Origin of the sequence: Paenibacillus sp. BT-177, assembly GCF_025846815.2 — a bacterium.
Taxonomy (GTDB): Bacteria; Bacillota; Bacilli; order Paenibacillales; family Paenibacillaceae; genus Paenibacillus; species Paenibacillus polymyxa_C.
On record NZ_JAOYTP010000006.1, the window covers coordinates 26,544 to 49,159 of the forward strand.

The window sequence follows — 22,616 nt, forward strand, 5'->3', positions numbered from 1 at the left end:
TTGAGCCTCATACAGACCCATCGTCACATCTAATCGTCAGGAAAAGCTCAGTACCCCGCAGCCGTATCTTTACTTATCCACACCAGACGGGGGAATACACAAATCGTACATAGAGTGTATCAATATCCCTTAAACATAGGCTTCGACAAAGGCAGCTCCGGTGCCGAATCCGGAGGTACGGCCGACTTCCTGCTGGCCGGCCGGAACCCTACAGCAAGCCTTACATCGATGGGAGGAACATCCCTTGTCCACCCCCAATTCCAATTCCGAACCCAATGTTAAACCAAAGCCCGTCTTCGGGCGGCTCGTCCGCAGCAAGCATATTGAAGCGGAGGAGCCGGAAGCAGCCGCATCTCTTGCGTAGAACGATGCTCTTAGTTGTCTTTCACGCATAGGAGCCGAGCGGGACAGCTGCTAGGCAGAGGATTGCCGCATGCGATCAACCGGGCAAGCAAAGCGGTGACCTGGCGAAAGCCATTGACATTCTTGTCACATGTTTGAAAAGGCGGGGAGCGAGGCTGAAGCGTTGCTGCGGCATATGCTCCGCCGGATTGCTTTTACCGATGAAGAGAGGGGAACGATCCAGATGGCTTTTGAAAAAGAAACGTTGTTTTGGAACGAAAAATTCGGTAGCGACGATTATACCCTGACGCGGCTGCCTTACAGCAAAGCTCCAAGCTCCCTGGCGCCCATTATGACAACCGTCGGCGGGACGCTTCCGGAGGAAGTGGCGCAGCGCGTCCTTCAAATGAGCAAGGGCGCTCCGCTGGCCACTTTTATGATTTTGCTCGCAGGTGTTCAGTCGCTCTTGCATAAATATACAGGCGCTTCTGACATTCTGGTCGGCATGCCGGTTGTACGGAAACCGACGGAGACGCGCCGATCCGTTAATCATACGGCCATTTTGAAAAACTCGCTTTCGGCGGGTGCGACTTTTAAAACGCTTCTGAGCGAGCTGAGGACTTCCTTGCCGGAAGCGATTCAGCATCAACATATTCCATTCTTAAAAATGACAGAGAAGTTGGACCTGCAATATGCAAACGGGATACCCGTCGTCCATACGCTAGTATCCCTTAAGGAGCTGCATCTGGACGAAATCGGGCAAAACGTGGTCACGGATTGTTCCTTTGAATTTAGCTTAACCGGCGGGACGATACAGCTAGCGCTGTCATATAACGAGCACTTATATGACTCCGAGTTCATGACGCGGGTCGTCGGCCATCTGAATCGCCTGCTGGCCGTGGGGCTTCACGAGTTGGAGCTGGACATTGTGCGGGCGGACATGCTGTCGGAGGACGAGAAATTTCAATTGCTGCAAAGCTTTAACGATACCGAGAAGGACTATCCCCGTGATCGGACGATTCATCAGCTCGTGGAGGAGCAGGCGAAGCGGGTGCCCGAAGCGACGGCGGTTGTCTTTGAGGGGCGCCGGCTTTCGTACGCGGAGCTGAACGAACGGGCGAACCGGCTGGCGCGGACGCTGCGATCGGTCGGCGTGCTGCCCAATCAGCTGGTAGGCTTGATGGCTAGGAGATCGCTGGAGACGGTCGTTGGCATTCTAGCGGTTCTGAAAGCTGGCGGTGCCTACGTGCCGATCGACCCGGAATACCCGGAAGAACGCATCCGCTACATTCTGGAGAACTCGAACGCGCAGCTGCTGCTGACTCAAAGGGAGCTGCAGCAGCAGGTGCCGTTCGAAGGGACCGTGGTGGCGCTGGATGACGAGCAGGCCTACAGCGACGATGGCTCGAACCTAGAGCCGGTCAGCGGTCCGAACGATCTGGCTTATGTCATCTATACATCAGGTACGACGGGCAAACCCAAAGGGGTCATGCTGGAGCATCGCGGGCTGGTCAGCCTGAAACTGACGTTTGCCCATACGCTTCACACGACCGAACAGGATCGAGTGCTGCAATTCGCCAGCCTATCGTTCGATGCGTCGTGCTGGGAGATGTTCAACGCTCTATATTTCGGGGCGACCTTATATATACCGTCAACCGAGACGATTTTGGATGATCAGCTGTTCGAACGTTTCATGAACGAGCATGCAATTACGATCGCCACTTTGCCGCCAACTTATGCGGCTTATTTGAATTCAGACCGCCTGCCGAGTCTGAGCAGGCTCATCACGGCGGGCTCCGCCGTTTCAGCCGAATTCGTGCAGCAGTGGAAAGACAAGGTACAGTACTATAACGCGTACGGTCCGACGGAAGCCTCGATCGCCACATCCGTGTGGTCGGCGTCTACGTATGACACCGAACGCAGAGCGATACCGATCGGACGTCCGATCTGGAACCATCGCTTGTATATACTGGGCGCACAGAATCAACTGGCGCCTATCGGAGTGGAAGGGGAATTGTGCATCGCGGGCGTCGGCCTCGCCCGGGGATATTGGAACCGGCCGGATCTGACGGCGGAGAAATTCATCGAACACCCGTTTGAGCCCGGAGAGAGACTGTACCGGACGGGCGACTTGGCCCGCTGGCTGCCGGACGGAAATATTGAGTACTTGGGCCGGATTGACCATCAGGTGAAAATCCGTGGATTCCGGATCGAGATCGGCGAGATTGAAGAGCAGCTTCTGCAGATCGACTCCGTGCAGGAGACGATCGTAATCGCGCGGGAAGGCAAAAACGGGCAAGAACTGTGCGCTTACCTGGTCGCGTGCCGCCCGCTTACGCTCGGCGAGCTGAGAAGCGCGCTGGCGCAAAAATTGCCGAATTACATGATTCCGGCGCATTTTGTTCAGCTTCCGCGGATGCCGCTCACGCCGAACGACAAAATCGACCGCAAGGCTTTGCCTGCTCCGGAAGGAAATGCGCTGACCGGCGGCGCGTACGTAGCTCCTCGCAATGAAGCCGAGCGGACGCTTGCCGATGTGTGGCAGGCGGTATTGAACGCCGATCGCGTTGGGGTAACGGATCATTTCTTCGAGCTGGGCGGAGACTCGATCAAGTCCATTCAAGTATCTTCGCGGCTTCATCAAGCCGGGTACAAGCTGGAAATCCGGGATTTGTTCAAATATCCGACTATCTCACAGCTCAGCCTGCATGTGAAACCGATCGGACGTACCATCGATCAAGGCGAAATAACGGGTGAAACGGCGCTGACGCCGATTCAGCATTGGTTTTTCGAGAGCTCCTTTGCGGACCCGCATCATTTCAACCAGTCGGTGATGCTGTACCGGAAGGAACGCTTTGACGAAGAGACGGTGCGTCAGGTGCTGCAAAAGCTGGCCGAGCATCATGACGCCTTGCGGATGGTGTTCCGTAAGACGGAACACGGGTTTAGTGCGCGGAATCGCGCGATTCAGGAAGGCGGGCTGTTCACGCTGGACGTGTTCGACTTCAAGGATGCGGAGAATACCGCGCAGGCTGTGGAAGCGAAGGCAACGGACATTCAAGCGGGTATCGATCTGGAGAACGGGCCCCTCGTGAAGGCGGGACTGTTCCGGTGCGCGGACGGCGATCATTTGCTGCTCGCGGTTCATCATGCCGTGGTGGACGGCGTGTCTTGGCGCATTTTGATGGAGGATTTCGCTCTGGGTTACGAGCAGGCCGGCAAAAGCGAGGAAATTCGTTTCCCAGCGAAAACGGATGCGTACCGCACTTGGTCCGAGCAGCTGGCCGCTTACGCGCAAAGCCCGGAGATGGCGAAGGAACGGGCCTATTGGCAAGCCGTGGAACAAATTGCGGTTCCGGCCTTGCCGAAGGATCTGGAGGCGGACGTTACGACGCAGCAGGACAGCGAATCGCTGTTCGTCCGTTTGACTCCCGAAGAAACGGAGCTGCTGCTGAAGCGGGTTCACCGGGCCTACAACACCGAAATGAACGATATTTTGGTAACGGCGCTCGGCATAGCCGTTCGCAAGTGGACGGGACACGAACGGGTGCGGATCAATCTCGAAGGACACGGACGCGAATCGATCGGAACGGATATCGACATCACGCGCACAGTCGGCTGGTTTACGACCAAGTTTCCGGTCGTCCTGGAGCCGGAAACCGACCGGGATTTGGCCTATCAGATTAAACAGGTCAAGGAAAGCTTGCGCCGCATTCCGAACAAGGGGCTTGGGTACGGCGTATGCCGCTATCTCTCCAAATCGGAGGATGGCTTTGTTTGGGGCGCAGAGCCGGAAATTAATTTTAACTACCTCGGCCAGTTCGACGATGATGTCAATCAGGACGAGATCGGCATATCTTCTTATTCCAGCGGCAGCTCGGCCAGCGACCGGCAGGCCCGCAGCTTTGTGCTGGATATCAACGGCATGGTGCTGGAAGGCGCTTTATCGCTCGATCTCAGCTACAGCCGGAAGCAGTATCGCAAGGAAACGATGGAAGCCTTCGCTCAGCGGCTTGAGCAAAGTCTCCGAGAGCTCATTACCCACTGTGCAGGCAAAGAAAACACCGAATTGACGCCGAGCGACGTGCAATTTAAAGGCTTGACCATCGCGGAATTGGAGCAAATCGCCCAGCGCTCGGGCCATCTCGGGGAAATCGAAAATATTTACTCACTTACGCCGATGCAGAAGGGCATGTGGTTCCACAGTGCGCTTGACCAGCAAACGGCAGCTTACTTCGAGCAGACGCAGTTTACGATGCGGGGAGCGCTCGACGTCCAGCTTTTCGAGAGGAGCTGGATGGAGCTTGCGAAACGTCATCTGGTGCTGCGGGCAAATTTTGTGAAAGGACCGGCGGGCGAGCCGCTGCAAATCATATACCGCGACAAGCCGGTCGGCTTTGAATATGAAGAGCTGCTTCATTTGCAGTCGGACGAGAAACAAGCGTACTTGGATAAAAAAGCCGAGGATGACAAGCTTCGCGGCTTCGACCTGGAACATGACGCGCTCGTTCGGGTTACGATCCTGCGCACCGAAGAGCAAAGCTATCATGTGCTGTGGAGTTTCCAGCATATTTTGATGGATGGCTGGTGCCTACCGCAGCTGACGCAAGAGCTGTTTGAGACGTACTCGGCCTTGGCATCCGGCAAGCAGCCAGCGGGAGATAATGGATCGGATTATGGCGCCTATATCGAATGGTTGGAGAAACAGGACGATCAGGCGGCATCCGGCTATTGGACGGCATTCCTGGCAGGTTATGAAGGGCAAACCGTACTCCCGGGACAAAAGGAACCGGCGCCGAACGGCAGATTTACGGCTGATCACGTCACGGCCGAGCTGGGCAAAGACTTGAGCGAGCGGATGGACCAGGTGGCGAAACAGCGCCTGGTTACGGTCAATACGCTGCTGCAAGCCGCTTGGGGCGTGATGCTGCAAAAATATAACGGGACAAACGATGCCGTATTCGGCAGCGTCGTGGCCGGAAGACCGGCAGAAATCCCGGGTATCGAGTCCATGATCGGGCTGTTCATCAATACGGTGCCGGTCCGCGTCACGAGCGAAGCGGACACCGTGTTCGCCGACCTGATGGCGAAGCTCCAAGAGCGGGCGCTGGAGTCCGGGCGTTATGATTACTATCCGTTGTATGAAATTCAAGCCCGCAGCGTGCAAAAGCAGAACCTAATCAACCATATCATCGCTTTCGAGAACTATCCAGTGGACGAGCAGATGGAGCAGGCGGGCGACCAGCAGCACGGCGACCTGACGATCGCTGACGTTCAGATGGAGGAGCAGACGAACTATAACTTCAACGTGACCGTGGTGCCGGGAGTCGAGATCGAAATTCGGTTCGACTTTAACGCCGAAGTGTTCGATAAAGACAGCATCGAGCGGCTCAAGGGGCATCTCGTCCATCTGCTGGAGCAGGTGACGGATAACCCGGAAATTACAGTGGGCGAGCTGGAACTTGTGACGGAGGCGGAAAAAACCGACCTTCTCGGACGTTTTAACGACACCATCACGGAATTTCCGCGCGGGAAGACGCTCATTCAATTGTTCGAAGAGCAGGCGGAGCGCATCCCGGATGCAGCCGCCATCTCCTTGAATGAGCAAGAGCTGACCTACCGCGAGCTGAACGAACGCGTCAACCGCCTTGCCCGTACCTTGCGTAGCCACGGGATATCCAAAGGCCGTCTGGTCGCCATTATGGCTGAGCGTTCCATTGAAATGGTGGTGGGCATGCTGGCGGCACACAAAGCCGGAGCGGCTTACGTACCGATTGACTCGGAATATCCCGAGGAGCGTATCCGTTTCTTGATCGAGGATTCGGGAGCGCAGGTCATGCTGACGCAAAGCCGCTTGCGCGAGCGCCTGGCGGGTTCAGACTCCGTGATCTTACTGGATGACGAGTCCTTCTATCACGAGGACGGCACAAATCTAAATCCAGGCACCGAAGCGACTGATCTGGCTTGCGTCATCTATACGTCAGGGACGACGGGCAAGCCGAAAGGCAACCTTGTTTCGCACCGCAACATCGTGCGGATCGTGCGAAATACGAATTATATCGACATCACCGAGCGGGATCATGTCCTCCAGCTTTCGAGCTATTCGTTCGACGGAGCGATTTTCGATATTTTCGGCGCTTTGACCAACGGGGCGCGGCTGGTGCTGGTTCTTCGCGAGACTTTGCTGGAAATCGGCCGGCTGGCGGATCTCATCCAGCGCGAGCGCATCTCGGTCATGCTGATTACGACGGCTTTCTTCAACATCCTTGTAGATGTGAACGTCGACTGCCTGCGGGATGTCCGGGCGATTTTGTTCGGAGGAGAGCGCGTGTCGGTCGGCCATGTGCGTAAAGCGCTCGCCTATATCGGACCGGGCAGGCTCAACCATCTGTACGGCCCGTCGGAAAGCACGGTTTATACCACGTACCTTCCGGTCGACTTCGTCGATGAGTCGGCGGTTACCGTACCCATCGGACGGCCGATCAGCAATACGACGGTGTATATCGTCGACAGCCGGAATAAGCTTCTGCCGATCGGCGTGGCCGGGGAGCTTTGCGTCGGCGGAGAAGGCTTGGTACGGGGCTACAATAACCGGCCGGAGCTGACGGCGGAGAAATTTGTGGACAATCCGTTTGTGCCGGGAGAGCGCATGTACCGGACGGGGGATTTGGCGAAATGGCTGCCGGACGGCACGATCGAATACGTAGGACGGACGGACGACCAAGTGAAAATCCGCGGCTTCCGCATTGAGCTGGGCGAGATCGAAGCTCAGCTTCAGAAAGTGGAGGGAATTCGGAAAACGACGGTATTCGCGAGGAAAAACGCCTCCGGCGAGAAGCAGCTTTGCGCCTATTATGAAGCGGACCGCGAGCTTCCGGCGGCCGAGCTGAAGAGCGCGCTTTCCCAGGAACTGCCGGCCTACATGATCCCGGCGTACCTGATCCAGTTGGAGCGGCTCCCGCTGACGGCGAACGGCAAGGTCGACCGCCGGTCCCTTCCGGCGCCGGAGGAGAGCTTGCAGCCGGGCGAAGGACGTACTCCGCCTCGGACTCCGCTGGAAGCCAGTTTGGCCGGAATTTGGAAAAGCGTGCTCGGATTGGAGCACATCGGGGTTCATGACAACTTCTTCGACCTGGGCGGCCATTCCCTGCGGGCGACGACACTGGTGAGCAAGGTGCATCAGGAGCTGAACGTCGAGCTGCCTCTGCGCGACGTATTTCGCTACTCGACGATCGAAGAGATGGCTCTGGCCATCTCCCGGATCGGAGAGCAGTCGTTCTCGTCGATTCCGCTGGCAGGCGCAAGAGCATATTATCCGCTTTCCTCAGCTCAGAAGCGGCTGTTTATTCTGAATCAGCTGGAAGGGGCCGATCAGAGCTACAACATGCCGGGCGTGCTGCTGCTGGAAGGATCGATTGACCGGAGCCTGCTGGAGAAGGCTTTCCGCGGACTGATCGCACGGCACGAAACGCTGCGAACTGGCTTTGAGATCGTACAAGGCGAAGCTGTACAGCGCATTTACGAGAGCGTCGACTTTGCCGTTGAGTACCGTCATGCGAGCGAGGAAGAAGCGCCCGAAGTCGTGCAGGCCTTCATCCGGCCTTTCGACTTGGCGAAGCCTCCGCTGCTGCGGGCGGAGCTCGTAGAGCTGGCAGCCGAACGTTATTTGCTAATGTTCGACATGCACCATATCGTCTCCGACGGGGTTTCGATGGACGTGTTAGTCGAGGAACTCGTTCGTCTGTACGGCGGCGAATCATTAGAGCCTTTGCGCATTCAATACAAGGACTATGCGGTATGGCAGCAGTCGGACGAGCAAAAAGTGCAGTTGAAACGCGAGGAAGCTTACTGGCTGGATCGTTGCCGGGGCGAGCTTCCGGTTCTGGAAATGCCGACGGACTATCCGCGTCCTGCCGTGCAGAGCTTTGAGGGACAAACGCTGACGTCCTTCGTGGACGAGGCAACGAACGAAGGCTTGAAGCAGCTGGCCGCTCAAAGAGGAACGACGCTGTATATGGTGCTGCTTGCGGCATATACCGTGCTTTTGCATAAATACACAGGTCAGGACGATTTGATCGTCGGAACGTCGATTGCGGGCAGAACGCACGGAGACACGCAGCCTTTGATCGGAATGTTCGTCAATACGCTGGCGCTCCGCAATTATCCGGCTTCGGAGAAGACCTTCCTGTCGTATCTGGAAGAAGTGAAAGAAACGACCTTAGGCGCTTACGAGCATCAGAATTATCCGTTCGAAGAGCTCGTCGATAAAGTGCAGGTCAGCCGGGATTTGAGCCGCAACCCGCTGTTTGACACGATGTTCTCCCTGCAAAACTTGGAGGATAAAGAGTTTGAGCTGGAAGGGCTGAAATTGTCCCCGTACCCTAGCGAATACGGCACGGCCAAGTTCGACCTGAGTGTGGATGTTACGGAAGAAAACGGCGGCCTGGAGTGCAGCTTTGAATTCGCAACGGCTCTTTATAAAGAAAGCACGATCCGGCGGCTGTCGACTCATTTCGGACATTTGCTTGCGGCGATCGTAAGCCGTCCAGATGCGAAGATTGCCGAGCTGAACTTGCTGACGGCAGAGGAAAAAGAACAAATTCTCGGCGCGTTCAACCCGGCACAGCCGGAAGCGGCTCCTGCGGCCGCGTTCCACCGGCTGTTTGAGGAACAGGCGGAGCGCACGCCGGAAGAGGCAGCCGTCGTGTACGAAAACGATCGGCTGACGTATGCGGAGCTGAACGAGCGGGCGAACCGCTTGGCGGCTACGCTGCGCGCAAGCGGCATCGGCCGGGAGACGATCGTCGGCATTCTCGCCGAGCGTTCGGTGGACTTGCTGGTAGCCGTGCTGGCCGTCTGGAAAGCGGGCGGGGCGTATGTGCCGCTGGACCCGGATTACCCGGCGGAGCGCGTGCGGTTCATGCTCGAAGACAGCGGAGCGAAGGTGCTGCTGACGCAAACGGCGCTGCGAGAGCGCGCCGAAGCCTGGCTCGGCGAAGAGGAGCTAGCGCTGGCGGCGGTGCTGTACCTGAACGACGAAGCGTCGTACAGCGAGGAGCGGGCGAATGCGCCGATTGGCTCCGGCATGGTCTCCGGCAAGCTGACGGATGCTGTGGACGACGGCGATGAGAGCCATCAGAATATTGGCACCGACAGCTTCCATGAAGCCCGTCCGGAGGATCTGGCGTACGTGATCTATACGTCGGGAACGACGGGCAAGCCGAAGGGCGTGATGATCGAGCACCGCAGCCTGGTGAACACGGCGGCGGGCTACCGGCGGGAATACCGGTTGGATCAGTTCCCGGTGCGGCTGCTGCAGCTTGCAAGCTTCTCGTTTGACGTGTTCGTGGGAGATATCGCGCGGACGCTGTACAACGGAGGCACGATGGTGATTGTGCCGAAGGACGACCGGATCGATCCGTCTCGTCTGCACTACTGGATTGAGCGGGAGCGGGTCACCATCTTCGAATCGACGCCAGCGCTGATTGTGCCGTTCCTAGAGTACGTGCACGAGCAGCAACTGGATATGAGCTGGATGGAGCTGTTGATCACGAGCTCGGACAGCTGCAGCGTGGCGGATTACCGGACCTTGCAGGAACGCTTCGGCTCGTTGTTCCGGATCATCAACGCATACGGTGTGACGGAAGCGGGAATCGACTCAAGTTTCTACGACGAGGAGCTGACGAAGCTGCCGCAGACAGGCAATGTGCCGATCGGCAAAGCGTGGCTGAATGCGAAATTCTACATCGTGGACGCGCATCTGAACCCGATGCCGGTCGGGGTGCTGGGCGAGCTGGTCATCGGCGGAGTCGGAGTGGCGCGCGGGTACTTGAACCGTCCGGAGCTGACGGAAGAGAAGTTCGTAGACAGTCCGTTCGCCGCGGGCGAGCGGCTGTACCGCACGGGAGACTTGGCGCGGTGGATGGAGGACGGGAACGTGGACTTCATCGGCCGGATCGACAACCAGGCGAAAATCCGGGGGTACCGGATCGAGACGGGCGAGATCGAGTCGCAGCTGCTGCGGGTGGAAGGCGTGCGCGAAGCGGTGGTGCTGGTTCGAAGTGACGCGAACGGGCAGAAGGCGCTATGCGCGTATTACACGCCGGATACAGGAGCGGAGCTGGCAGTGAACGATCTGCGCAGCGCGCTGGCGCAGGAGCTGCCGGGGTACATGATCCCGTCGTACTTCGTGGAGATGGAGCGCCTGCCTCTGACGCCGAACGGAAAGATTGACCGGAAGGCGCTGCCGGCGCCGGAAGGGGAAGCGGGAAGCGGAACGGAGTACGTCGCACCGCGCAATGAGCTGGAAACGAAGCTGGCAGCGATTTGGCAGGAGGTGCTGGGGCTTGCGAAGGAGATTGGCGTTCACGACAACTTCTTCGACATCGGCGGCCACTCCCTGCGGGCGACGACGCTGGTCAGCAAGATTCATAAAGAGTTGAACGTGGATCTGCCGCTGCGCGACGTGTTCCGCCATTCCACCATCGAGAGCATGGCGGCCGCCATTTCCAGGCTGGATGAGCAGACATTCGTTGCCATTCCGGTGGCGGATGACCGAGAGGTGTACCCGCAATCTTTTGCTCAAAAACGTCTCTTTATCCTGAATCAACTGGAAGGCGCGGAGCTTAGCTACAACATGCCGGAAGCGATGCTGCTGGAGGGTGCTTTGGACCGGGCAAGGTTCGAAGAAGCGTTCCGTAAGCTCGTGGCGCGGCATGAAACGCTGCGCACCGGGTTCGAAATGGTGGATGGCGAAGCATCGCAGCGGATTTACCAAGACGTGAATTTTGCCGTGGAGTTCTATCGAGTGGATGAGCAAGAGGCCGAAGAGATGGTTCGCCGTTTCGTCCGTCCGTTTGACTTGGCGAAGCCTCCGCTGCTGAGGGTAGGCCTTGTCGAGCTGGCTCCAGAACGTCATATTCTAATGTACGACATGCATCATATTATTTCCGATGGCGTCTCGATGGAAATCTTTGTTGAAGAATTCGTCCGCTTGTACGGAGGCGAGCAATTGGAGCCTCTGCGCATTCAGTACAAAGACTACACCGTTTGGCAGCATTCGCAGGAGCAGAAGGAACGGCTTCAGCGTCAGGAGGCGTACTGGCTGGACATGTTCCAAGGCGAGCTGCCGGTGCTGGAAATGCCGACCGATTATCCGCGTCAGGCCGTGCAGAGCTACGAAGGCCAAACGCTGGAGTTTTTCTTCGACGCTTCGAAAACCGACGGACTGAAGCAGCTGGCCTCGGAAACGGGCACGACGCTGTTTATGGTGCTGCTTGCGGCGTATAACGTCCTTCTGCATAAATATTCAGGTCAGGAAGACGTGATCGTCGGTACGCCGATTGCCGGAAGGAATCATGGAGATGTGCAGCCGTTGATCGGGATTTTCTTAAACACGCTGGCTATCCGCAGTTATCCGGCTTCGGAGAAGACATTCCTGTCATACCTGAACGAAGTCAAAGAAACGACCCTCCATGCCTTCGAGCATCAAAACTATCCGTTCGAAGAATTGGTGGACAAGGTGCAAGTCACCCGTGATTTAAGCCGCAATCCGCTCTTCGACACGCTGTTTACGATGCAGAATACGGAAAACGAGGAATTTGAGCTGGAAGGGCTTCGCCTGATTCCTTATCCGAGCGCATTGGATACCGCGAAGTTTGATATCAGCTTGGATGTGGGCGAGGAGAACGGCGGCTTGGATTACAGCTTCGAATATGCGACGGCTCTCTACAAAAGGGAGACGATCGAACGGCTGGCGAAACATTACGAGCAGCTGCTCGAAACGATCGTAAGCCGTCCAGGTGCGAAGATTGCCGAGCTGAACTTGCTGACGGCAGAGGAAAAAGAGCAAATTCTCGGCGCGTTCAACCCGGCGCAGCCGGAAGCGGCTCCTGCGGCCGCGTTCCACCGGCTGTTTGAGGAACAGGTGGAGCGCACGCCGGAAGAGGCAGCCGTCGTGTACGAGAACGATCGGCTGACGTATGCGGAGCTGAACGAGCGGGCAAACCGCTTGGCGGCTACGCTGCGCGCAAGCGGCATCGGTCGGGAGACGATCGTCGGCATTCTCGCCGAGCGTTCGGTAGACTTGCTGGTGGCCGTGCTGGCCGTCTGGAAAGCGGGCGGGGCGTATGTGCCGCTCGACCCGGATTATCCGGCGGAGCGCGTGCGGTTCATGCTCGAAGACAGCGGAGCGAAGGTGCTGCTGACGCAAACGGCGCTGCGAGAGCGTACTGAAGCCTGGCTTGACGAAGAGGAGCTGGCGCTGGCGGCGGTGCTGTACCTGGACGACGAAGCGTCGTACAGCGAGGAGCGGGCGAATGCGCCGATTGGCTCGGGCATGGTCTCCGGCAAGCTGACGGATGCTGTGGACGATGGCGATGAGAGCCATCAGCATGTTGGCACCGACAGCTTCCATGAAGCCCGTCCAGAGGACCTGGCGTACGTGATCTACACGTCGGGAACGACGGGCAAGCCGAAGGGCGTGATGATCGAGCACCGCAGCCTGGTGAACACGGCGGCGGGCTACCGGCGGGAATACCGGTTGGATCAGTTCCCGGTGCGGCTGCTGCAGCTTGCAAGCTTCTCGTTCGACGTGTTCGTGGGAGATATCGCGCGGACGCTGTACAACGGAGGCACGATGGTGATCGTGCCGAAGGACGACCGGATTGATCCGTCTCGTCTGCACCACTGGATTGAGCGGGAACGGGTCACCATCTTCGAATCGACGCCGGCGCTGATCGTGCCGTTCCTGGAGTACGTGCACGAGCAGCGGCTGGATATGAGCTGGATGGAGCTGTTGATCACGAGCTCGGACAGCTGCAGCGTGGCGGATTACCGGACCTTGCAGGAACGCTTCGGCTCGTTGTTCCGGATCATCAACGCATACGGCGTGACGGAAGCGGCGATCGACTCCAGCTTCTACGACGAGGAGCTGGCGAAGCTGCCGCAGACAGGCAATGTGCCGATCGGCAAAGCGTGGCTGAATGCGAAATTCTACATCGTGGATGCGCACCTGAACCCGGTGCCGGTTGGGGTGCTGGGCGAGCTGGTCATCGGCGGAGTCGGAGTGGCGCGCGGGTACTTGAACCGTCCGGAGCTGACGGAAGAGAAGTTCGTAGACAGCCCGTTCGCCGCGGGCGAGCGGCTGTATCGCACGGGAGACTTGGCGCGGTGGATGGAGGACGGGAACGTGGACTTCATCGGCCGGATCGACAACCAGGCGAAAATCCGGGGGTACCGGATCGAGACGGGCGAGATCGAGTCGCAGCTGCTGCGGGTGGAAGGCGTGCGCGAAGCGGTGGTGCTGGTTCGAAGTGACGCGAACGGGCAGAAGGCGCTATGCGCGTATTACACGCCGGATACCGGAGCGGAGCTGGCAGTGAACGATCTGCGCGGCGCGCTGGCGCAGGAGCTGCCGGGCTACATGATCCCGTCGTACTTTGTGGAGATGGAGCGCCTGCCTCTGACGCCGAACGGAAAGATTGACCGGAAGGCGCTGCCGGCGCCAGAAGGGGAAGCGGGAAGTGGAACGGAGTACGTCGCACCGCGCAATGAGCTGGAAACGAAGCTGGCGGCGATTTGGCAGGAGGTGCTGGGGCTTGCGAAGGAGATTGGCGTTCACGACAACTTCTTCGACATCGGCGGCCACTCCCTGCGAGCGACGACGCTGGCGGGCAAGGTATTTAAGGAATTAAACGTCAACCTGCCGCTGCGCGACGTATTCCGTCACTCGACGATTGCGGCGATGGCCGAGGCGATCGCCCGGATGGAACGGCGGGAGCATGAGGCCATTCCTCAAGCGGAGGAGAGAGAGTACTACCCTCTGTCCTCCGCGCAGAAACGGCTGTTCATTCAGCACACGCTGGATGGAGCGGATCAGCTTTACAACATGCCGGAGTTGGTGCAGGTGGAAGGCGAGTTTGATTTAGACCGGTTGGAAGCCGCCTTGCGGAAATTGATAACACGGCATGAATCGCTGCGCACCGGTTTTGAAATCGTGAAGGGCGAAGCGGTTCAGCGGATTTACCCGCAGGTCGATTTTGCTATCGAGCATCATCAAGCGGATAAAGAGGATGCGGCTCAAATCGAGCAGATCGTCCGCAGCTTCGTTCGTCCATTTGATCTCGGCAAGCCGCCGCTGCTGCGCGCCGGGGTCATCGAACTGGAGCCGAACCTGCATATTCTCCTTTTCGACATGCACCATATGGTGTCCGACGGCGTATCAATGGCGATTGTGATCGATGAGTTCTCGAGTTTCTACGCCGGGGAAGAACTGCCGCCACTGCGCATTCAATACAAGGATTATGCCGTTTGGCAGCAGTCGAAGGCCCACCGAGAGCGGATCGGGCGGCAGGAAGCTTACTGGCTGCAAACCTTCGAAGGCGAGCTGCCGACGGCGGACCTGCCGATGGACTACGAACGGTCTGCGGCTCGCAGCTACGAAGGTGCGCATCTGGAGTTCGACGTCGAAGCTTCTCTCTCTACGCGGCTGCGCGAATTGGCGGCCGAGCGTGAAAGCACGCTGTTCATGGTGCTGCTTGCGGCTTATACCGTGCTGCTGTCCAAGTACAGCGGGCAGGAGGACTTGGTCGTGGGCACCCCGGTGGCGGGAAGAACGAACGCCGATTTGGAACCGGTCATCGGGATGTTTGTCAATACGCTGGCGATCCGCAATCGCCCGTCGGGCGACAAAACGTTCTTGTCCTACCTGGAAGAAGTGAAGGAAACGGCTTTGGGTGCTTTCGAGAACCAGGATTATCCATTCGAGGAGCTGGTGGAGCGTTTGAATGTGAAGCGGGAGCCGGGCCGCTTCCCGCTGTTCGATGCCGTTTTCGACTTGCAAAATATCGAAGAACGAGACGCCGAGCTGGAAGGGGTCAGCCTGAAGACTTACGAGCTTGACCATTTGGAAGAAGCGAAGTTCGATCTGACGCTGTTTATGTATGAAAACAACGGGGCGCTGAGCGGGGGCTTCTTCTACGCCACCAAGCTGTTCAAAAAAGCGATGATCCGCACCTTGACCGAGGATTACCTGCGGGTACTGTCTCAAATTGCGGAAAATCCACAACTCGAGCTAAGCCGGATTGAATGTCATAAACCGGCGGCAGGCGCAAAAAGTGCCGTCGATACGATCGAATTCGCGTTCTAATCCTACAAGCGCGCCTCCGCCGTCAAATGAAAGCGGCGCGCATCCCAAGGAAGACGGCGAACAACGTCCAAGCCCGTAAACGCGCAGGCCGAAAGCAAGCTTTTTCGGACCTGCGCCGGGGCATGCGGTCACTTCATTTTTAGGGGAGATACGAATGAAATCTTTGTTTGAAAAGGAAGAACGATACTGGAGCGGCAAGTTTGACGCCGATGACAGCCTGAGCTTCCTTCCCTACAGTCAATCCTCCAAATTATCCGCCGACGGGGAAGCTGCGGCCGAGCCGGGCTTGCTTCACCGTACTCTGCCGAGTGAACTCTCGGAGAGAATCATTTGCCTCGCCAACGGTTCGGATTTGGCTTTGTACATGATTGTTTTGGCAGGAGTAAAAAGCCTGCTGTTCAAATATACCGGGCGGGACCAAGTGCTGATCGGTATGCCTTCTTATAGCGCAGACCCCGACGGGACTCCGCCGCCGCATGACATCTTGGTGATCAAGACGTCCGTAAGCCGCCAGACTACGCTGAAAACGCTGCTCGGGGGCATCAAAGCCTCCATCGGCGAGGCGCTGGAGCATCAGCACCTGCCTTTTCGGAAAATGGTGGAGCCGCTCCATCTGGACTATACGGGGGACGGCCTCCCGGTCGTCAACACCGTCGCATCCTTCGCCCCGATTCATCCGGAACCGCTGGTTAACCGGGTGGCGGCCGATACGGTTTTTCGCTTCGACCGCCAAAACCACTCCATCGAGCTGGAAATAAGCTTTGATGGGCAGCGGTACGAGCGGGCATTTGTGGAACAGGCGGCCGACCATCTTGTTCGGCTGCTGTCCGTGCTTTTATTTCAGCCGGATCTGGAGCTCGGACAAGCCGATGTGCTGTCCCCAGACGAGAGGGAGACGCTGCTGAAGCGATTTAATGACACCGAAACCGAGTTCGAGCGGGGGAAAACGATTTACGGCTTGTTCGAAGAACAGGCGGAGCTTTACCCGGACAACGTGGCCGCCGTCATGAACGAGCGGCAGCTGACATACCGCGAGCTGAACGAGCGATCCAACCGCCTTGCGCGAAAGCTGCGGGAGACGGGAGTAGAAGCGGACCAGTTGGTAGCGATTCTGGCCGAACGCTCGCTCGATATGGTCGTTGGCATTCTGGCGATTCTCAAAGCGGGCGGAGCATACGTGCCTGTCGATCCTGACTACCCGGAGGAGCGCATCCGCTTCATGATCGAGGATTCGGGCGCGCCGTTATTGCTGATTCAAAAGCATCTGCACGAGAAGACCGACTTCGCAGGAACGCGCCTCGAATTGGACGATTTCGTTTGGGGCGACAGAGGGGCGGACTCCGCCGATGCGCTGGACGCTTCGAACCTGGAGCCGATTTCCGGGCCGGGCAACCTGGCCTATGTCATCTACACGTCGGGAACGACCGGCAGACCGAAAGGAACGCTGATCGAGCATAAGAACGTCGTGCGGCTCCTGTTCAACGACAAGAACCTGTTCGACTTTGGGCCGTCCGACACGTGGACGCTGTTCCACTCGTTCTGCTTCGATTTCTCCGTCTGGGAAATGTACGGAGCGCTGCTGTACGGAGGCAAGCTGGTCATCGTACCGCCGCTCACGGCGAAAAATCCGGCCGATTTCCTGGCGCTGCTGGGCCGCGAACAGGTCACGATTTTGAACCAGACACCAACGTACTTCTATCAGCTGCTGCGTAAGGTCTTGGCGGACCATCCGTACGATCTGCGGATTCGCAACGTCATCTTCGGGGGCGAAGCGCTGAGTCCGCTGCAGCTCAAGGGCTTCAAGACGAAGTACCCGGAGACGAAGCTGATCAATATGTACGGCATTACCGAGACGACGGTTCACGTGACGTATAAGGAAATCACGTGGGTCGAAATGGAGACGGCGAAGAGCAATATCGGCAAGCCGATCCCGACACTGAGGGTGTACGTCCTGGATGAAAACCGCCGCCCTGTGCCGATTGGAGTAGCGGGCGAAATGTACGTGGCCGGGGAAGGCCTTGCGAGAGGATACCTGAACCGTCCGGATCTGACGGCGGAGAAGTTCGTCGATTCCCCGTTTGCGGAGGGGGAGAAGCTGTACCGCTCGGGCGACTTGGCAGCTTGGCTGCCGGACGGCAACATCGAATACCTAGGCCGGATCGATCATCAGGTGAAAATCCGCGGGTACCGGATCGAGCTGGACGAAATCGAGACGCAGCTGCTGAAGATCGCCGCCGTGCAAGAAGCCAAGGTGCTCGACCGCCACGACGCGAACGGCCATAAGCAGCTTGTCGCTTATTACGTCGCGGAAACGAGGCTGGCGGCGAATGAACTCAAGGAGGAGCTCGCCAAGCAGCTTCCGGGGTATATGATTCCTTCGCACCTCGTGCAGCTTTCGCGGATGCCGCTGACCCCGAACGGGAAAATCGACCGCAAAGCGCTGCCCGCGCCGGAGGAAGCCGCGGCTGGAGGAGCGGAATATGTCGCGCCGAGAACGCTGCTCGAAATGAAGATCGCCCGCGTCTGGCAGGATACGCTTGGCGTTCCGCAGGTCGGCGTAAAGGATAACTTTTTTGAGTTGGGTGGCAATTCGTTAAGTCTGATGAGGCTCGTTCAAGCCGTTTACGATGAAACGGGCATCGAGATACCTCTGAACCGCCAATTCCACAATGTAACAGTTGAAGCCATGGCTTTCGGCGAGTCGGATCTCGGCCTGGATAAAGGGGGAGACTCCTTCATCAAGCTAAATAAAGCAGGAGATCTGAACGTGTTCTGCTTCCCTCCGGGCAGCGGCTTCGGCATCGGTTACCGAGAGCTCGCAAGCAGGCTTGACGGCCGGTTCGTGCTCTACGGCATTGATTTTATCGACGATGCCGTCGATTACGAGGCGATGCTGAACCGTTATGTGGACGAGATCGTCCGCATCCAGCCGGAAGGATCTTACGTGCTGCTCGGCTACTGCTTCGGAGGCAACCTGACGTTCGAGGTAGCCAAAACGATGGAGAAAAGAGGGTATTCCGTAACGGACGTGCTCATGGTGGATTCGTGGATTAAGGACACGCTGACGCCTTCCGAAACGTCGGAGAAAGAGCTTGAAGAAATGCTTGCGGATTTCGACGAAGAAGAGAAGGAATTAATGAGCAACCCGCTCGTGCGGGAGCGGGTTCATCGGAAGGTCAAAGCGACCTTGGCGTACGAAGCGCAGCTTATTAATTCCGGTACGATCCCGGCCAGGATTTACGAACTGATTGCGAAGGACAGCGAAGCGTTCCGCCTGGAGCACCAATTGCCTTCCTGGCGGGGGGCAACGACGCAAGCTTATGCCGATTACCGGCTGGAGGGCGCGCACGAGGAATTGCTGGAACTCGCGCGCGTGGAAGAAACGGCCGTCGTCATCCGGGACATCTTAGAGCAAGTCAAGCGGCAGATCGAAGCGGAGGCCGGGGTACTGCATGGAAGCTGACCGCCAGCCGTCTGTTCTAGAACAAGGCACAGCGGCGCCTTCCAAACGCCAAACCGCTTACGCCGCCTGGAAAGCGTTCCGCTGGCTGATGTCCTATGTAAGCCGTCACAAAGGCTGGATGATCGTCGGTGTCTTGTCCGCGATTGCCGCCGCCGTTATTGAGATATGGACGGGAAGTTTGATCGAGCAGCTGACCACCCAGGCCGAGAAGGGGGCGGGGCCAATCGTTCTGCAAATCGTGTACGCGGTCTTTGTGGTCATCTTGATCGGTGTGCCGGCGAAGTTTTTCATGAGCTTCGGCGTGGAGCGAAGCAGCGCCTCTGCGGTGCAGGATATCCGCAACCATGTCATGCGTCATATTGGCAAACTCCCGGTCTCCTATTTGGAAAAGCAGCACTCTGGCGACGTATTGTCGCGGATCAACAACGACCTGCAGCTCATCCAGCAGTTTATGATTCGGGACCTCGCCCAGTGGTTTTATCATCCGCTGTTGTTCATCGGCTGTTTCGCTTATTTGATCTACCTCCAATGGGAGCTGATGCTGTACAGCCTGCTGTTATTTCCTGTAGCGCTGCTGGTTTCCCAATGGATCGGCAAGCAGTTGGAGCGGTTGACGGAGGAAGCCCAGGCGAACATGGGCCGAATGAACGTCAACCTCCAGGATACGCTTGGGGGTATGCCTATTGTAAAAAGCTACCTGCTATCCGGCATGTTATCTCGCTCCTACCAAGTGCTGCTGCAATTGACGGCCCAAAAAAAGCTGGCCGTGAAAAAGCGGGAAGCCTGGGTCAACCCGCTGCTTTCGACGCTGATGATCAGCCCGATCATTTTCGCCGTCAGTTACGGAAGCTATTTGATCTACAAAGGGCAGCTAGGCGCGGGAGAGCTGATCGCCTTCCTGTACTTGCTGAATCTGTGTCTGGAGCCGCTGGAGCATATTCCCGAGCTCATCACGCGGACGTTCGAAATGGCCGGTGCCCTGAGAAGGGTCTCTGAAATCGTCGAGCAGCCGACCGAAACGGAAAATGGCCGTTCGCTTCCGAAAGCGAGCGCCGCCCCCATCGAGTTTCAGAACGTAACCTTCGGGTATGAGGAGAGCTCCCCGATCCTACGGAATGTTAGCTTCTCGGTGCCGGAAGGGAAGACGATCGCGCTTGTCGGAGCGAGCGGCGGAGGGAAGAGCACGGTGTTTAAGCTTGTATGCGGCTTTTATCCGCTTCCGGAGGACCAGGGCGAGATCCGCGTGTTCGGCAGCCTGATCCACGGCGCCGATCCGGAGCAGCTTCGGTCGCATTTTTCCGTGGTAACCCAGGATTCATATTTGTTTAGCGGCACGATCGCTGAAAATATCGGCTACGGGCGGAAAGTAGCGTCGATGGACGAGATTATCGAAGCCGCCAAAGCCGCTCAGGCGCATTCCTTCATTTTGCAGCTTCCCGACGGCTACCAGACATATGTCGGAGAGCGCGGAGGCTTTTTGTCCGGCGGGCAGCGCCAGCGCATTGCAATGGCCCGGGCTTTTCTGAAAGATGCTCCCGTTCTGCTGCTGGACGAGCCAACGTCGGCTCTTGATCCGGAGTCGGAAAGCGCGGTTCAGGAAGCGCTGGGCGTATTGATGAAGCAGAGAACGACGATGGTTATTGCCCACCGGCTTTCTACAGTACAAAACGCCGATGAAATTTGGGTCATGGAACAGGGGAGTATTGTTGAAAAGGGCACTCATGAACAATTGCTGAAGATGAAGGGACTGTACGCCCAGTCGTACTATCAGGAATTTACCGAGTCTGCCGAACGCAGGGAGGTGGCGTACACATGAAAAAGGGCGGATGGCTCTCGCAAGTGAAAGAACTCGGCTACTTGCTGATGTTTATGAACCGCAAGCGCAAAACCCAGTACGCCATTGGCCTGGCCGTGACGGCGCTCACCCAGACATTGTTCCTGATCGCCTTCAGCTTGGTCGTACATAACTTGGTTGATTTCGCCGTGTCCCGAGATACGTCCCTGATGGTGGAAGCCTTTATTATTTTGGGCGCGGCCTTGTTCCTGGAAAATGTGATTTCTCCCTGGTTCATTTACTTATACCAGCGCAGTGTCGAGCTGACTGTGCTGAATATCCGCGAACGTCTTTATGACAAGCTGTGCCGGGTGCGGCCGAGATTCCTGGAGCAGACGCACCATGGGGACTTGCTGTCGCGGGTGAACAACGACGTAACGACCGTTGAGTTTACATTCTCGCAGGTTTACTTCGTTTTGCTGCTTCAAGTTGTCTTTTGCATCGGCTCCATTGTCTCCATGGTGTTGATCGATTGGCGGTTTGCCGGCGTATCCTGCGTCATTCTGCTGCTGTCCTCCGTGGTCAGTCTGAAATTTGCGCGGGATATTCGCGCTTTGTCCGAACAAGGCTTGCAAACGCTCGGTAAAATGACCGAAAAATTCAAAGATTTTATGGGCGGCATTCAAATTGTGAAGCTGTTCCGCATCCGCACGATTTACGGCCAGTACGAGGCGTTGAACGAACAAATGACGCAGACGCTTCGGCAAACCGCGCAGAAGAACGGCATGCAGGCTGCGGTGAATCATTTTATCAGCTACGTCACGTTCTGCGGCATCATCGTCATCGGCAGTCTTCTTTATGCCTACGGACTGATGGGAATGGGAAGTGTCGCCGCCCTGGCGGTTCTGCAAGTGAATCTGACGCACGCCTTGTTGAACTTGGGGATGGTTCTGTCGATGACCCAAAATTCGCTCGCGGGCGCTCACCGGATTCAAGAGGTACTAAGAGAGGAAGAGGAACCGGAGCGTTTGGGATCTCCTCACAGCGAGCTCGTGTCGGAGGCTGCGGTGGAGTTTCGCGATGTGGAATTTTCCTATCAGGCGGATAAAAAGGTGCTTGTCGACATCTCCATGCAGGTGTTTCCCGGCCAGGTCGCCGCTATCGTGGGGGCCAGCGGCAGCGGCAAAAGTACGCTGATCAAGCTGCTGCTCGGCTTTTATCCTGTGGACAGCGGAGAAATCCTGCTCCAAGGTAAACCGTTCGGCCATTACACGCTGGACGAAATCCGCAGGCAGATTGCATACGTTCCGCAGGAGCCGTTCTTGTTTACCGGCACGATTGAGGAAAACATCCGCTACGGCAACCCGGATGCAACGGATGAAGAAGTGATCGAAGCGGCCAAAGCAGCGTACGCTCACCATTTCATTCAGGAACTTCCTGAACAGTATAAAACGCCGGTGGGAGAGAGAGGAGCGTCGTTGTCGGGCGGACAAAGGCAGCGAATTGCGATCGCCCGGGCGATTCTCAAAAACGCCCCGATTCTGCTTCTGGACGAAGCGACTTCCGCACTGGATAACGAATCCCAGCATTGGGTACAGCAAGCCCTGAACGTATTGATGAAGGGGCGCACCACCATTCTGATCGCCCACCGCCTCAGCACCGTGGAACATGCGGATTTAATTACCGTCATGAACCACGGGACGGTCGTCGAGCGGGGCAGCCATCAGGACCTGCTGGCGCTCGGGGGTTATTACGCCCGGCTGTACGGCTAAACCCGCTTTACGGCGGGCGACTTCCTGCTTGCGAATGCGACAGAGTCTTTTAGTAATCCAAGGTATGACTTTATAACCGGTAGTTACCAGAAAACGTAGACACGAAAAAGGAGGAAG

4 protein-coding genes are annotated in these 22,616 nt (G+C 57.4%); all 4 read left to right on the forward strand.

Going from position 1 to position 22,616, the window contains the following annotated elements:
• Positions 1-493 precede the first annotated feature (493 nt).
• Positions 494-15,490 (forward strand): non-ribosomal peptide synthetase, encoded by a 14,997-nt coding sequence (locus OIU26_RS18170; protein ID WP_264217585.1) that lies wholly within the window; start codon positions 494-496, stop codon positions 15,488-15,490.
• Positions 15,491-15,644: 154 nt separating this feature from the next.
• On the forward strand, positions 15,645-18,953 hold the full coding sequence (locus tag OIU26_RS18175; protein WP_264217586.1) for a non-ribosomal peptide synthetase: 3,309 nt from the start codon (positions 15,645-15,647) through the stop codon (positions 18,951-18,953).
• Positions 18,943-20,769 (forward strand): ABC transporter ATP-binding protein, encoded by a 1,827-nt coding sequence (locus OIU26_RS18180; protein ID WP_264217587.1) that lies wholly within the window; start codon positions 18,943-18,945, stop codon positions 20,767-20,769. Before OIU26_RS18175 ends, OIU26_RS18180 begins: the two co-directional genes overlap by 11 nt.
• Complete coding sequence (locus OIU26_RS18185) at positions 20,766-22,499, forward strand: ABC transporter ATP-binding protein (protein ID WP_264217588.1); 1,734 nt, start codon at positions 20,766-20,768, stop codon at positions 22,497-22,499. Before OIU26_RS18180 ends, OIU26_RS18185 begins: the two co-directional genes overlap by 4 nt.
• The last annotated feature ends 117 nt before the right edge of the window (positions 22,500-22,616 follow it).